The following is a 13,236-nucleotide window of genomic DNA, read 5'->3' as shown; positions in this document are numbered from 1 at the left end:
TCAAGGGAGCAGCATGTCATTCGCGAAGCTGGATCAGGACGGGATCGTCGAAGAAGCCATTGCGCTGCTGAAGGAAGAAGGGCTGGCGGCGGTGAGCCTGCGAAAAATCGCCACCCGGCTCAGCGTCAGCGTCTCATCGCTTTACTGGCATGTGGAGGACAAGCAGGCCCTCCACGCACTCATGTCCATCTCCATTTTCAAGGCCTGCCTCGACTCGGTGCCGCCGGCAGAAAGCTGGTGGGCATGGCTGCATGATTTTGGCATCGCCTTATGGGACGCGCAGACATCCATACGCGATGCGCGTCAGCTCATTGCCGTCACCCGCGCACACCGCGGAGCTGGCAACCATTTGATCGGGCAGATCGTGAAGGAGTTGACCGCGCTCGGCCTGAGCGCGGAGATGGCCGCCGTCGCACAGCGGTCTGTCCAGGCGCTCGTCACGGGCTGGACGACGCTGCGCGCGGTTCAGGTCGAGGCGGACCGGGACAGCTTCATTCTGGCGCTGGATGTTCTCATCGACGGCTGGCGAACACGCGCAGCTGCGGATCAGCCGTGACGGACACGCCAAAACGCCCGGCCAGCAGCTGACCGGGCGCCTGATCGGCAGAGGCAGGGCGAAAGCGCCCCGCCGCGCGTCTTCAGCCCTGGCGGGCCTTGAAGCGACGCTGCGTCTTGTTGATGACGTAGGTGCGCCCACGACGGCGGATCACGCGGTTGTCCCGGTGACGGTCCTTGAGCGACTTGAGCGAGTTGCGGATCTTCATGATCGGGTCCAAATGATTCTTGCGTGACGGAAAATTCGAAGCCGCGCCTCTATGGGTCAGCCTCCGGAAAGTCAAGGCGGCGGTGCAAGTTTTGCGCAGCCCCGTCCCCTCATGTCGGCAACCGCTTTCCTGAACAACCGTTAAGCCATCATGCAGCATTTCCGGTGCAAACTCGACCGATGAGAGGCCATTTCAGAGAGATGGCCAGATGATAAGGGATGCAAGGCCATGACGAGCAGTTTTTCCATGCCGCCGCTCCATGGGCGGGCGACTCCCCACATCGAGGGTCGTCGGCGATTCGGCGGACGCAAGGCCGGCGTCGCGGCCATTTTGCTCGGCGCGCTCGCCCTGGGTGGCTGCGCGACATCCACCGGGCCTGTCGACGTCACCCGATTTCATCAGCCCGACGTCGCCCGGCAGGGCACCGTGCTCATCGTGCCCGGCAATCCGGACGATAGCGCCAGCCTCGAATTCCGCACCGCCGCCAATGCCGTGAGCGCGGCGCTGGCGCGGACGGGCTTCTCTCCCCTCCAGCCCGGCGCATCCGGTGCTGGGGCAGCGCAATATGAGGCGGTTGTGGACATGGGGCGGGAAACGATCGCGCCCCTGCCCGCACGCTCCCCGGTGAGCGTCGGCGTGGGCGGATCGACCGGTTCTTATGGCAGCGGCGTCGGCCTTGGCATCGGGATCAATCTCTCCGGCAAACCCAAGCCCGTGGTCGTGAACCGGATGCGCGTGCAGTTGCGCCGCGCGAGCGACAAGGTGGTTGTGTGGGAAGGTCGCGCTGAGACGCAGGCCAAGGAAGGCACGCCGGCCGCCCAGCCCGGCCTCGTGGTCGGTCGCCTCGCCGATGCGCTGTTCAAGGGCTTTCCCGGCACGTCGGGCGAGACTATCACGGTGCCATGACCGCACAGCAGACAAGCAGCACCCCGCCCCTTCGCATCAATAGTAGCTTCGATAGCGGCAACATCCGCGTCGAAGCCATCGACGGCACCACCGCGACTCTCTCCATCCACAAGGATCATGAGAGCGATTTCTTCCAGTGGTTCCACTTTCGCGCTGCCGCGCCGGCGGGCACGCGCCTGACCTTGCGCATCACCGGACTTGCGCAATCCGCTTACCCCGATGGCTGGCCAGGCTATGCCGCCTGCGTGTCGGAAGATCGCGAGCGCTGGGGCCGTGCCGCCAGCCGCTACGATCCGGGCGTCGATGGCGGCACTCTCACCATCGACTACACGCTCGCCGGCGATGCCGCCTGGTTCGCCTATTTCGCGCCTTACTCGCAAGAGCGGCATCACGATCTCGTGGCGCAGGCGGCAGCCTGCGAGGCCGTGACGGTGCGCCAGCTGGGCGAGAGTCTGGACGGGCGCCCGGTCGACTGCCTAGAACTGGGCAGCGGCCACAAGCCCGTCTGGCTGATCGCGCGCCAGCATCCGGGCGAGACGATGGCGGAATGGTGGATGGAAGGGGCGCTCGACATGCTGACCGACCCCACCAACGCCCATGCCCGCGCTCTGCTTGCCGCCTGTCGCTTCTACATCGTGCCTAACATGAACCCGGATGGCGCCTTTCGCGGCCATCTGCGCACCAATGCCCGGGGCATCAATCTCAATCGCGAATGGCACGAGCCGCAGGCCGACCGCGCGCCGGAAGTGCTCTGCGTGCGCAATCGCATGGACGAGACCGGCGTCGCCTTCGCCATGGACGTGCATGGCGACGAGGCAATCCCGGCCGTCTTTCTCGCCGGGTTCGAGGGCATTCCCTCGATCAAGGACACGCAGCTCGCACTGTTCCGTCGTTATCGCGACACGCTGGCCATCCGCACGCCCGACTTCCAGACTCGCCTTGGCTATCCCGAGGCGCGGCCGGGCAAGGCCAATCTCTCCATGGCAACCGCCCAGATCGCAGAGCGCTACGGCGCGGTGGCGATGACGCTGGAAATGCCGTTCAAGGACAATGACGACCTGCCGGACACTGCCCAGGGCTGGAGCCCGGAGCGCTCCATGCAACTCGCGCGCGACTGCCTCGCCACGCTGGCGGAGATGGTCGGGGATATTTGAAAGCGGTCGGGACAAGGGCGCCCGGACTGTGCCTTCCTCCACCGTCGCCCCGGGCTTGACCCGGGGTCCAGCTCACTCTTCCTAGGACGTTCGCCTGACGGGATGAGGCGTGAAAGGAAGCTGGCCCCCGGGTCAAGCCCGGGGTGACGGAAAATTGGGAGCGATCAGCGCTCTCGCTTCACCCCAGTTCATCGCCCAAAAACGCCATCGCAGCGCGCCAGCTGCGCCGGTTGGTCTCCGGCTCGAAGCCGAAGCTGCGGTCCGCATTCAGCGGCACATCGTCTGCGGTGAAGGCGTGGCCGGTGCGACTATAGGTGGTGAACTGGAAGTCCACGTCCGCCGCCGCCAGCTCCTTGCACAGGGCCAGCTTGGCATCGGGCGGGCAGAGATTGTCGTTCCAACCGTCGCAGATCATCAGTTTGGCTGTGATCGGCGCGTTGGGGAACGGCGGCGCGTCGTAGACGCCGTGGAAGGAGACACCGGCCTTGATGTCCGCCCCGGCGCGCGCAAGATCGAGCACGCATTTGCCGCCCGCGCAAAAGCCGATGGCGCCGATCCGGCTGCCATCCACGCCCGGCAACGCACGAAGCTCCGCAAGGGCATCGAGCAGCCGGGCCTTCACCGCCTGGCGATCCGCCATGAAATCATGCAGCAGCTTACCCGCGCTCTCCATGTCCGTGCCGCGCTTGCCCTGGCCGTAATAGTCGACGACCAGCACCTTGTAGCCCTGTGCCGCCAGCGTCTCGGCCTTGGCGAAATCCCATTCCTTGGTGCCCATGAAGTTGGGGAACAGCAGCACACCTGGCTGATCGCCTGCATCCGCATCGCCGACGAACATCGATTCAAAGGGACCGCCGGGGCCTTCATGAAGGTGGACAGTGCGGGTGATCGCCATGGTTCCTGCTCCTTTGCTGCAATGGGATGATGCGCTCATCCATGGCGAATTGTGCTCGGGCGGACAAGGGCGCTTGCGGCAGTGATCCCGGCCGAAAAGACAGCCCGCGCCGGTGGTTTCTCAACATTTAACGCAGCCGGTCGCTTTTGCCGGAACCAACCGGCCCCGGCGCAGTTTTCTGCCAGCAATATGGGAGTTTACGAGATGAAGACGTTGTGGGATCCGGGCTTTCTCCAGAGCCAGATCCAGCAATTCGAAGCGCAGGCCACAACGGCGATGCACCCGGATGAGAAAGCCGCCTATCAGAGCTATGTGCAGCATTATCAGACGATGCTGAAAGCGCTTCAAGCGCGTGGCCACGCCGCGACCCTCGAGCACGCCTGAAGCGTCTCTGCGCGTCTTCAAGACCCGCCCGAACGGATTGCGCTCACACCAAATCCCGCTATCAGGCCCGATAACGGTAAAACCGCCGAAGATCGGGAGATAAGACCTCATGCCCACCCTCGTCCTCATCCGCCATGGCCAGTCGGCCTGGAACCTGGAGAACCGATTCACCGGCTGGTGGGATGTCGACGTGACCGAGAAAGGCGCAGCCGAAGCCAAGGCGGCCGGCGCGCTGATGCGGGACAAGGGCCTCGATTTCGACCAGTGCTTCACCTCCCTGCAGACCCGCGCGATCAAGACGCTCAATCTGGCGCTTGAGGAAATGCAGCGGCTCTGGCTGCCGGTGGAAAAGGACTGGCGGCTCAACGAGCGGCATTATGGTGGCCTCACCGGCCTCGACAAGGCCGAGACGGCTGCCAAGCATGGCGATGAGCAGGTGAAGATCTGGCGCCGCAGCTTCGACGTGCCGCCGCCGCCACTGGAGGCGGGCAGCGAATTCGACCTGAGCAAGGACCGGCGCTATGCCGGCATCGCCATCCCGGCGACGGAGAGCCTTAAGGATACCATCGCGCGCGTGCTGCCCTATTGGGAGGGCCGGATCGCTCCCGAGCTGAAGGCCGGCAAGCGCGTGCTCATTTCAGCGCATGGCAATTCGCTGCGCGCGCTGGTCAAGCACCTCTCGAACATCCCCGACGACGAGATTACGGGCCTCGAAATCCCGACCGGCCAGCCCATTGTCTATGAACTGGCCGACGATCTTTCCGCGAAGGACCGTTATTATCTGTCGGAGCGGTAAGGGTTAGGCGGCCGGTCAGGCCGCCACCTTCACCTCAAGCTGATCGACGGCGGCGAGCGCCGCCTCGATGCCGGCAGCGCGATGCTCGGGACCGACGGCAGCGCCTTCTGCCACGATGAACTCGGGCACAATGCCGATGAAGCCGAAGACGGCGCGCAAATAGCTCTCCGCATGTTCGACAGCGGCGGCAGGCGTGCCCGCACCGTAAAAGCCGCCGCGCGAGAGGGCGACGATCACGCGCTTGTCGCCTGCCAGACCGATGGCATTGCCGGTCTCATCATAGCGGAAGGTCTTGCCGGCCACCGCGATATGGTCGATCCACGCCTTGAGCTGGGTGGAAATGGTGAAATTGTACATCGGTGCGCCGATTACGACCGTGTCCGCATCCAGGAATTCAGCCAGCACAGCCGCCGCCTCGTCCGTGCCGAAGCCGGGCAGCGTCAGGTGGGGCAGCGGCTGAGCCGCGAGATCGCGATAGCGCACGTCCGCACCGGGCTGCTCCGCCGTGAGGCGCTCGACAATGCCTGCCGAAATCTGGCGGGTGATGGAGTTTTCGCCCTGAATGCTGGAATCGATATGCAACACGGTCATGGTCGGCCCTTTCGTAAAATTGCTCTTGAGAGGTGGATCGGGAAGATCAGTTTCTGTTTGCAACCAGCTAGGGTGGACCTCTAGAACCAACAAGAACGCATTTTTTCGAGACCTAGTCACATGGATATGACCACCACCCGCCTCACCGTGACATCACACAAGGAGTGTATGCGGATCACGCAGACCCTCGCGCGCTTCGGCGACCGGTGGACGCTGCCCGTGGTTGCGGCCCTGGGTGACGGGACGATGCGCTTCAATCAGATCCGGCGGGAGGTGAGCAGTATTTCGCAGCAGATGCTGACCCGCACGCTGCGTGCGCTGGAGCGAGACGGCATGGTCAACCGCACGGTGCACCCGACGACCCCGCCGCAGGTGGATTACGCCCTCACCCCGCTCGGCCATTCGTTGGCCCGCGAAGCGATCCGGCTCGGCAAATGGGCGCAGATGCATCGCGAGGAGATCGACGCGCATCGGGAGCGGTTCGATCGCCTGCAAGAAGGCTGAGACGCTCCAGCTTTATGCCGTGCTCCTGCGAAGGCAGGAGCCTAGGGCGGCAGGGCCCCGCATCTGAGCCTTGGGCTCCTGCTTTCGCAGGAGCACTGTGGTGGTCCTATGCCTTGCTGCGGACGAACGCCACGGCGATGCCGGCGATGAACAGCGGCAGCCCGAAGGCCAGCGCCACGCCGAACGGCCCAACACCCTGCGCCAGCAGCCAGCCCCCGGTCGCCGGCCCGATGATCGCGAGCAGTCGCCCCGCCCCGGCCGTCCAGCCAAGCGCCGTGGAGCGGATCTGCGTGGGATAGGCCGCAGAGATGAAAGCATAAAGCCCGCTGATCGAGCCGACCACGAAGGCGCCGAACGCAATCGCCATGAACGCGGCCAGTGCCGGCGTGAACGGCTGGACCATGTAGACGAGCATCGAAATGCCGCCCGCGAAATAGCAGAAGAGCAGGGTGCGCTTGACGCCGATCCAGCCGACCAGCGCGATCATGATGAACGGCCACACGATCGCGCCGACGGAGGAAAGGGCAAACAACGCTGCCGCATCCGCCATCGGGAAGCCGGCCTGCATGTGCCAGAAGGTCGGCGCCCAAGAGGCCACGGCATTGCCGACGAACATCATCATGCCGCCCGCCAGCATGAACAAGAGCGTCATGGCCAGCCGCCCCTCGGCAAAGACGGACTTAAGTGACGCCCGGCCGGCTGGCGGTTCATCGAGAAAATAATGGGCCGTGTCGCTGACGTGGCGCGTGATGTGCCGCAGGACGCGGTTGACTTGTGCAGTGCTGCGCCCGGCGGTGACGAGAAAGCGTGGAGATTCAGGCAGAGTGAAGATCAGCACCGGCAGGAGCAGCAGCGGTGCGGCGCCACCCGCCAGAAACGCGCCCCACCAATCGAGCCGATGAACGATCAAAGGCGCAAGCGCACTGCCCATCGCCGAGCCGAATGCAAAGCAGGCCGTGACCAGAATGATCTGGCGGGGCCGGATGCGGCGCGGCGAAATCTCCGCCACCATCGCAATGATGTTGGGTGTGATACCGCCGAAAAACGCAAAGGCGACCAGCCGCAGCAGTGAGACGGTCGTCAGGGTCGATGCCAGGGCCGTGACAAGCGTGACGAGGCCGAAACCGAGCACGCACAGAATGACGATCGGCTTGCGTCCAAGCCGATCTGCCAGCGGTGCGATGAAGGCGTAGCCCAGGGCCAGGCCGACGCCCTGCGCCACGAACACGGCGGAAATCGCGGCCGGCTCCACGGCAAGACCCGCAGCAAGAGCCGGCACGATGGCCCCGAGCATGTACATGTCGAAACCCTCCATCGCCATGGCGATGCCGCAGAGCGCAAAGATGTACCACCGCCAGGCCCCGTAAGGCCGGTCCAGAATGGTCTCGATGTCGATCCGCTGCCCGTCTGCATGGGACTGCGCCATGTATCTCTCCCCCGAAGGCTGGTCGGTCTGTCTTCGAGGGTCGAATGGTGAGAACCGCCCCCGGCATGTGCGCTCCTGCGGAACCGCTGCCCGTCTGGCAAGACGGAATTCACCGTGACCAACCGCGCGCGAGGCAAGATTTTGCGCCGGCGAACAATGCCTTGCGGCTGCCTCCCATAGAGCCGGTTGAAGGAATTCTGGCCCTGCGCGATCACGTAAAGGTAGAGCGCGCCCCTGCGCTTTCATCGAAAACGGGTCCGATTGTGCGGTTGCACCAAAGTCGTGCGCCTGTAATGTCCCGCTCAGGTGCGCAATTCATCAGGCCACGAAGGGTCCCCAGTCTTGTTCGAAAAGTCCGCGACACTCATCCTGTTCGGCGCCACCGGCGATCTGGCGCACCGGATGCTGTTTCCTTCGCTCTACCATCTGCTGTGTGACGGGCTGCTGCCCGAGCCGTTCAACATCCTCGCCTCCGGTCGGTCCGAGATGGATGACGCGGCCTTTCGTGACACCATCCGCAAGGCGCTGGCGACCTATCTCGCCGACGAGCATCATGATGAGGCGCGCGTTACCGCTTTTCTCGAAAAGATCAGCTATTGCGCCGTGTCGGCCGGCGAACAGGCGCATTTCGATGCGCTGGCGAAACGGGCGAAGGCGCTCGGCGATGGTCCCATCGCAGTCTATCTGTCCACCCCGCCCTCGCTCTTTGCGCCCACCGCTCAGGGCCTCGCAGCTGCGGGTCTGGTCGATGCGCACACCCGCATTGCCATGGAAAAACCCATCGGCAAGGATCTCGCCTCGTCCAAGGTGGTAAACGACGCCATTGGCGACCTGTTCGATGAAGAGCAGATTTTCCGCGTCGACCATTATCTGGGCAAGGAAACGGTGCAGAACCTGATGGCGCTGCGCTTTGGCAACCGCCTGTTCGAGCCGCTGTGGAACGGGGGCGCGATCGATCATGTCCAGATCACCGTCGCCGAGACGGTCGGGCTGGAGGGTCGCGTCTCTTATTATGACGGTGTCGGTGCGCTCAAGGACATGGTGCAGAACCACATGCTCCAGATCCTCTCGATCATCGCCATGGAGCCGCCCGCGCGGATGGATTCCACCTCGGTGCGCGACGAGAAGGTGAAGGCGCTGCGCTCGCTGCGGCCGATGACGCCCGAAACCGTCCGCACCCACAGCGTGCGCGGCCAGTATCGCGACGGCGCGGTGAAGGGCAAGATCATCGCCGGCTATGCCGAGGAACTGGGCAAGGAGAGCGATACCGAGACCTTCGTGGCGTTGAAGGCCCATATCGACAATTGGCGCTGGACGGGCGTGCCGTTCTACCTGCGCACCGGCAAGTGTATGCCCAACCGCCAGTCGGAAATTCTCATCCAGTTCAAGCCGGTGACGCACAGCATTTTCCGCCGCAACGGCTATGATCGCGCGCTGGAACCCAATTCGCTGATCATCCGCCTGCAGCCGGACGAGAACATCCGCCTGTGCATCATGGCCAAGCGGCCGGGGCTGGATCGCGATGGGGTAAAGCTGCAGGAGGTCGGCCTCGACGTCTCGCTCACCCACGCCTTTGCCGGCGAGCGTCGCCGGATCGCCTATGAGCGGCTGCTGTTGGATCTGCTGGAGGGCGACACCACATTGTTCGTGCGCCGCGACGAGGTGGAAGCGCAGTGGACATGGATCGATTCCATCACCCAGAGCTGGCAGGAATCCGGTCAGCAAGTCGTGCATTATGCCGCCGGCACCTGGGGGCCATCCGCCGGCATTGCCTTGATCGAGCGCGATGGAGCAAGCTGGTATGACTGATCTCAATTCCACCGTCGCCGCCGTCACGCAGCGCATCGTCCAGCGCAGCGCGGTCAGTCGCCGCAAATATCTCGACCTCATCGAACGCGGGCCCGATGCCGGCACCAACCGGGATCGACTCTCCTGCGGCAATCTGGCCCATGGCTTTGCCGCGAGCGGTGAGGACAAGCCGGCGATCCGCGCCGGCAATGCCATGAACATCGGCATCGTCACGGCGTACAACGACATGCTCTCGGCGCATCAGCCCTATGGCCGCTACCCGGAGGCGATCAAGATCGCGGCGCGGGAAGTCGGCGCCACGGCGCAGGTCGCGGGCGGCGTACCCGCGATGTGCGACGGCGTGACGCAGGGCCTGGCCGGCATGGAGCTCTCGCTGTTTTCGCGGGACACCATCGCGCTCGCGACCGCCGTGGCGCTCAGCCATGCGATGTTCGAGGGCGCGCTGATGCTCGGCATCTGCGACAAGATCGTGCCCGGCCTGCTGATGGGCGCGCTGCGCTTTGGCCATCTGCCGACGATCTTCGTCCCCGCCGGGCCGATGCCCTCGGGCCTCGCCAACAAGGAGAAGCAGCGCATCCGCCAGCTCTATGCCGAGGGCAAGGTGGGGCGCGAGGAGCTGCTGGAGAGCGAGAGCGCCAGCTATCATGGCGCGGGCACCTGCACCTTCTACGGCACGGCCAACACCAACCAGATGATGATGGAAGTAATGGGCCTGCACATGCCCGGCGCTGCCTTCGTCAATCCGGGCACCAAGCTGCGCAGCGAGCTGACCCGCGCCGCTGTGCATCGTGTCGCCTCCATAGGGTGGGATGGCGATGATTATCGCCCGCTCGGCAAGTGCATCGATGAGAAGGCGATCGTGAATGCCGCCGTGGGCCTGCTGGCGACCGGCGGATCGACCAATCATGCCATCCACCTGCCCGCCATCGCGCGGGCGGCGGGGATCGTCATCGACTGGACGGATCTCGCCGATCTCTCCGCCGCGGTGCCCTTGCTGGCGCGCGTCTACCCCAATGGCGCGGATGACGTGAACAACTTCCATGCCGCAGGCGGCATGGCCTGGATCATCACCGAATTGCTGCGCGGCGGCCTGCTGCACCGGGACGTGATGACCGTCGCCCGCGCCGACCTCACCGATTACGGCCGGATGCCGACGCTGGAGAATGACGCGCTCGTCTGGGACGAACCGCCAACCGCGCCCGGCAACGAGGCGATCCTGCGCCCACTCTCCAATCCGTTCAGCGCGGATGGCGGAATGCGGCTGCTCGCCGGCAATCTCGGCCGCTGCATCATGAAGACCAGCGCCGTGGACCGCGAACGCTGGACCATCGAGGCGCCGTGCCGTGTGTTCTCCGATCAGGATCAGGTCATGGCCGCATTCAAGGCGGGCGAGCTGGATCGGGACGTCGTGGTTGTCGTGCGCTTCCAGGGGCCGCGCGCCAATGGAATGCCAGAGCTGCACAAGCTCACCCCGCCGCTGGGCGTGTTGCAGGACAAGGGCTTCAAGGTCGCTCTGGTGACCGACGGGCGCATGTCCGGCGCGAGCGGCAAGGTGCCGGCGGCCATTCACCTCTCGCCCGAGGCGCTGGGCGGTGGCCCCATCGGCAAGCTGCGCGATGGCGACATCGTCCGCGTCTGCGCCGAGAGCGGCACGCTGGAAGCAAAGGTGGATGCCGCGGAATGGGATGCGCGCGATCAGGCCGATGCGCCACCGCCGCCCTATGACACCGGTCGGGAACTGTTCGCCCTGTTCCGCCATAATAGCGATCTGGCGGAAGCCGGCGCCTCGCCGCTGCTGGCAGCCATGGATGCGGAACTATGACCGATCTCGTCGCCGCCGATATTGGTGGCACCAATGCCCGCTTCGCCCGTGCCACGCTCGATGCGCGCGGCGTGCCCACGCTGGGCACCGTGCGCAAATACAAGGTCGCGGATCATGCCAGCCTGCAAAGCTGCTGGCAGGCCTTTCTGGCCGATGACGATGGGCCAGCACCGGAGAGGGTCTCCATCGCCTTCGCCACGGCCATCGGGCGGGAGGTCATCAAGCTCACCAACTCAAGCTGGATCATCCGTCCCGCCCAGCTGGCCGATGATCTCGGCGTTGCGGCGGTGCGGCTGGTCAATGACTTCGAGGCGGTGGCCCACGCCATTGCGCGGCTGCCGCTCAACGATCTGCCGTTGCTCTTCGGGCCCGACGAGGCCTTTCCTGAAAATGGCTCGGTGACCATTCTTGGCCCCGGGACCGGTCTTGGCGTGGCGATGATCGCCTTTGACGAGGGCATGCCGCATATCGTCGCGACCGAGGGCGGCCATGTGGACTTTGCGCCGCTCGACGCGCTGGAGGGCCGCATTCTCGCGCAGTTGCGCACCGATCTCGTGCGGGTCTCGACGGAGCGGATCGTCTCCGGACCGGGGCTCAATACACTCTACCGGGCGCTGGCGACGATCAGCCAGGCGCCGGTCACGCTGATGAACGACGCGGACCTGTGGGCCGCCGCTCTGGATGGCAGCAATCCCCTCGCCCGCACGGCGCTGGAGCGGCTGTGCATGAGCTATGGCGCCACGGCCGGCGACCTCGCACTGGCGCAAGGGCCGCATCATGTGGTGCTGGCCGGCGGACTGACGCAGCGGATGCGCGACTTCCTCGTGAACAATAGCGCCTTCCATGACCGCTTTACCGCAAAGGGTCGCTTCGAAGCCTTGATGAGAACCATTCCGGTTCGCTTGGCAACCCATCCTGAAATTGGCCTTTATGGCGCCGCCGCTGCATGGCGGGAGAAGAAAGCATGAGCATGACTGTCGATGACGTAATGGCGCTGGCACCGGTGATCCCGGTACTGATCGTGGAGTCCGTGGCGGATGCCGTCCCGCTGGCGCAGGCGCTGGTCGCCGGAGGTCTGCCGGCCCTCGAGGTCACCATGCGCACCCCCGTCGCGCTCGAGGTGATGCGCGAAATGGCACAAGTGCCCGGCGCCGTGGTCGGGGCCGGCACCGTGCTCAACCCCCGCCAGCTCGATCAGGCGCTGGAGGCGGGCGCGCAGTTCATCGTGTCGCCCGGCCTCACCGAGCCGCTTGGCAAGGCCGCGATCGCCAATGGCGCCACCCTGCTCCCGGGCGTCGCCACGGCGGCGGACATCATGCGCGGACTGGATCTGGGACTTGAGCGCTTCAAATTCTTCCCGGCCTCGACTAGCGGCGGCCTGCCCGCGCTCAAAGCCTTGGCGGCGCCGTTCGGCGGCGTGCGCTTCTGCCCCACCGGCGGCATCACGGCGGCCAATGCGCCGGAATGGCTGGCCCAGCCGTTCGTCGGGTGCGTGGGCGGAAGCTGGGTCGTGCCCAAGGGGCCGCTTGACCCCGCAGCCGTAGAAGCGCTGGCGAGGGAAGCTGCGACGCTTCCGCGATAATCGGAGAGGCGCCGCTGGCGTGCCTTGATGGGCACGCCCACGCCGAGGCTTCCGTCAGTCCAGCGCGCCCCACAAGCTCGCGGCCTGCACATAGCCGCGCCGGCCGTTCACCTCCATCGCGCACCAGCCATCCGAACAGCCCGAGAGCCGCCCCACGACGCCCGGCGCCAGCCGGAACAGAAGGCGGGCGCTCTCGGAGGGGCCGTCGCGCATCTGGGCGATATTATCCTTCACGATCGCGGTCGCTTCATCCTTGAGCAGCCGCACGTGCATCCAGCCCTGCGTGCCGTCCGGATCCTCGATCTTGCGCCAATTGGTATAGACCTCGACCACCTTCACCGGCAGGTCGCGCTGGCGGTAGATCCAGCTCGCCGGATAGTCGGCGCTCGGCCCCACGCGCATCTTGGCCTCCCCCTTGGAGAGTGAGGCCCAATAGGGCGTTGGGCGACCGGTTTGCGCCTGCGCGTCGGCAGCGCCCAGCCCGAGCCCCACTCCCAGGGCCAGCGCCGCAAAAGCCGTAAATAGCCCGCGCGCGTTCATGCCATCGATCTCCCGGAAAATGCCCACACCATAAGGCCCGCTTCTGCCACGGCCACCGCATGG

The 13,236-nt window shown here is 65.3% G+C and carries 15 protein-coding genes; 10 read left to right on the top strand and 5 right to left on the bottom strand.

Going from position 1 to position 13,236, the window contains the following annotated elements; genetic code table 11:
- Positions 1–13: 13 nt before the first annotated feature.
- The gene (locus M2339_RS01250; RefSeq protein ID WP_264587763.1) at positions 14–556 is read left to right on the top strand and encodes a TetR family transcriptional regulator; all 543 of its coding nucleotides are present in this window, start codon (positions 14–16) and stop codon (positions 554–556) included.
- An 82-nt stretch (positions 557–638) separates the two neighbouring features.
- Here M2339_RS01250 and ykgO read toward each other — a convergent pair whose 3' ends face one another.
- Entirely contained in the window at positions 639–764 is a 126-nt protein-coding gene (gene ykgO, locus M2339_RS01245; protein WP_008069451.1) for a type B 50S ribosomal protein L36, read from the bottom strand.
- Positions 765–992: 228 nt separating this feature from the next.
- Here ykgO and M2339_RS01240 point away from each other — a divergent pair, with 228 nt between their 5' ends.
- Entirely contained in the window at positions 993–1,670 is a 678-nt protein-coding gene (locus tag M2339_RS01240; protein ID WP_264587764.1) for a DUF4136 domain-containing protein, read from the top strand.
- On the top strand, positions 1,667–2,824 hold the full coding sequence (locus tag M2339_RS01235; protein WP_264587765.1) for a M14-type cytosolic carboxypeptidase: 1,158 nt from the start codon (positions 1,667–1,669) through the stop codon (positions 2,822–2,824). Before M2339_RS01240 ends, M2339_RS01235 begins: the two co-directional genes overlap by 4 nt.
- A gap of 178 nt (positions 2,825–3,002) precedes the next feature.
- On the opposite strand, the gene M2339_RS01230 is transcribed toward M2339_RS01235, so the two are convergent.
- A complete protein-coding gene (locus M2339_RS01230; RefSeq protein ID WP_264585662.1) occupies positions 3,003–3,719 on the bottom strand; it encodes a dienelactone hydrolase family protein in 717 nt (238 codons plus the stop codon).
- Positions 3,720–3,800: 81 nt separating this feature from the next.
- Here M2339_RS01230 and M2339_RS01225 point away from each other — a divergent pair, with 81 nt between their 5' ends.
- On the top strand, positions 3,801–4,103 hold the full coding sequence (locus tag M2339_RS01225) for a hypothetical protein (RefSeq protein ID WP_264571182.1): 303 nt from the start codon (positions 3,801–3,803) through the stop codon (positions 4,101–4,103).
- Positions 4,104–4,212: 109 nt separating this feature from the next.
- A complete protein-coding gene (gene gpmA / locus M2339_RS01220; RefSeq protein WP_264573500.1) occupies positions 4,213–4,899 on the top strand; it encodes a 2,3-diphosphoglycerate-dependent phosphoglycerate mutase in 687 nt (228 codons plus the stop codon).
- A 15-nt stretch (positions 4,900–4,914) separates the two neighbouring features.
- On the opposite strand, the gene M2339_RS01215 is transcribed toward gpmA, so the two are convergent.
- Complete coding sequence (locus M2339_RS01215) at positions 4,915–5,490, bottom strand: FMN-dependent NADH-azoreductase (RefSeq protein WP_264587766.1); 576 nt, start codon at positions 5,488–5,490, stop codon at positions 4,915–4,917.
- 126 nt (positions 5,491–5,616) lie between these two features.
- Between M2339_RS01215 and M2339_RS01210 the strand changes: the two genes are divergently transcribed.
- Positions 5,617–5,994 carry a helix-turn-helix domain-containing protein gene (locus M2339_RS01210; RefSeq protein WP_319801104.1) on the top strand — a complete coding sequence of 126 codons (378 nt, stop codon included), beginning with the start codon at positions 5,617–5,619 and terminating at the stop codon, positions 5,992–5,994.
- Positions 5,995–6,100: 106 nt separating this feature from the next.
- On the opposite strand, the gene M2339_RS01205 is transcribed toward M2339_RS01210, so the two are convergent.
- Positions 6,101–7,420, bottom strand: a complete 1,320-nt coding sequence (locus tag M2339_RS01205; RefSeq protein WP_264587767.1) for an MFS transporter — start codon at positions 7,418–7,420, stop codon at positions 6,101–6,103.
- Between the two features lie 342 nt (positions 7,421–7,762).
- On the opposite strand from M2339_RS01205, the gene zwf reads away from it, so the two are divergent.
- Genes zwf through eda form a run of 4 tightly spaced genes read left to right on the top strand, consistent with a single transcriptional unit; the run spans position 7,763 to position 12,633 of the window.
- Positions 7,763–9,229, top strand: a complete 1,467-nt coding sequence (gene zwf / locus M2339_RS01200; RefSeq protein ID WP_264587768.1) for a glucose-6-phosphate dehydrogenase — start codon at positions 7,763–7,765, stop codon at positions 9,227–9,229.
- Complete coding sequence (edd, locus tag M2339_RS01195) at positions 9,222–11,051, top strand: phosphogluconate dehydratase (RefSeq protein WP_264587769.1); 1,830 nt, start codon at positions 9,222–9,224, stop codon at positions 11,049–11,051. Before zwf ends, edd begins: the two co-directional genes overlap by 8 nt.
- Positions 11,048–12,019, top strand: a complete 972-nt coding sequence (locus M2339_RS01190; RefSeq protein WP_264587770.1) for a glucokinase — start codon at positions 11,048–11,050, stop codon at positions 12,017–12,019. The genes edd and M2339_RS01190 overlap by 4 nt, the downstream gene beginning before the upstream one ends.
- A complete protein-coding gene (gene eda, locus M2339_RS01185; protein ID WP_264587771.1) occupies positions 12,016–12,633 on the top strand; it encodes a bifunctional 4-hydroxy-2-oxoglutarate aldolase/2-dehydro-3-deoxy-phosphogluconate aldolase in 618 nt (205 codons plus the stop codon). Before M2339_RS01190 ends, eda begins: the two co-directional genes overlap by 4 nt.
- Positions 12,634–12,687: 54 nt before the next feature.
- Here eda and M2339_RS01180 read toward each other — a convergent pair whose 3' ends face one another.
- Positions 12,688–13,173 (bottom strand): SH3 domain-containing protein, encoded by a 486-nt coding sequence (locus tag M2339_RS01180; protein ID WP_264587772.1) that lies wholly within the window; start codon positions 13,171–13,173, stop codon positions 12,688–12,690.
- Positions 13,174–13,236 lie beyond the last annotated feature (63 nt).

The sequence above is a fragment of the Sphingobium sp. B2D3C genome (genome assembly GCF_025961835.1).
Classification (GTDB): Bacteria; Pseudomonadota; Alphaproteobacteria; order Sphingomonadales; family Sphingomonadaceae; genus Sphingobium.
The sequence above is the reverse complement of the archived record's forward strand: the minus strand, read 5'-3'. Positions and strand labels throughout refer to the sequence as shown.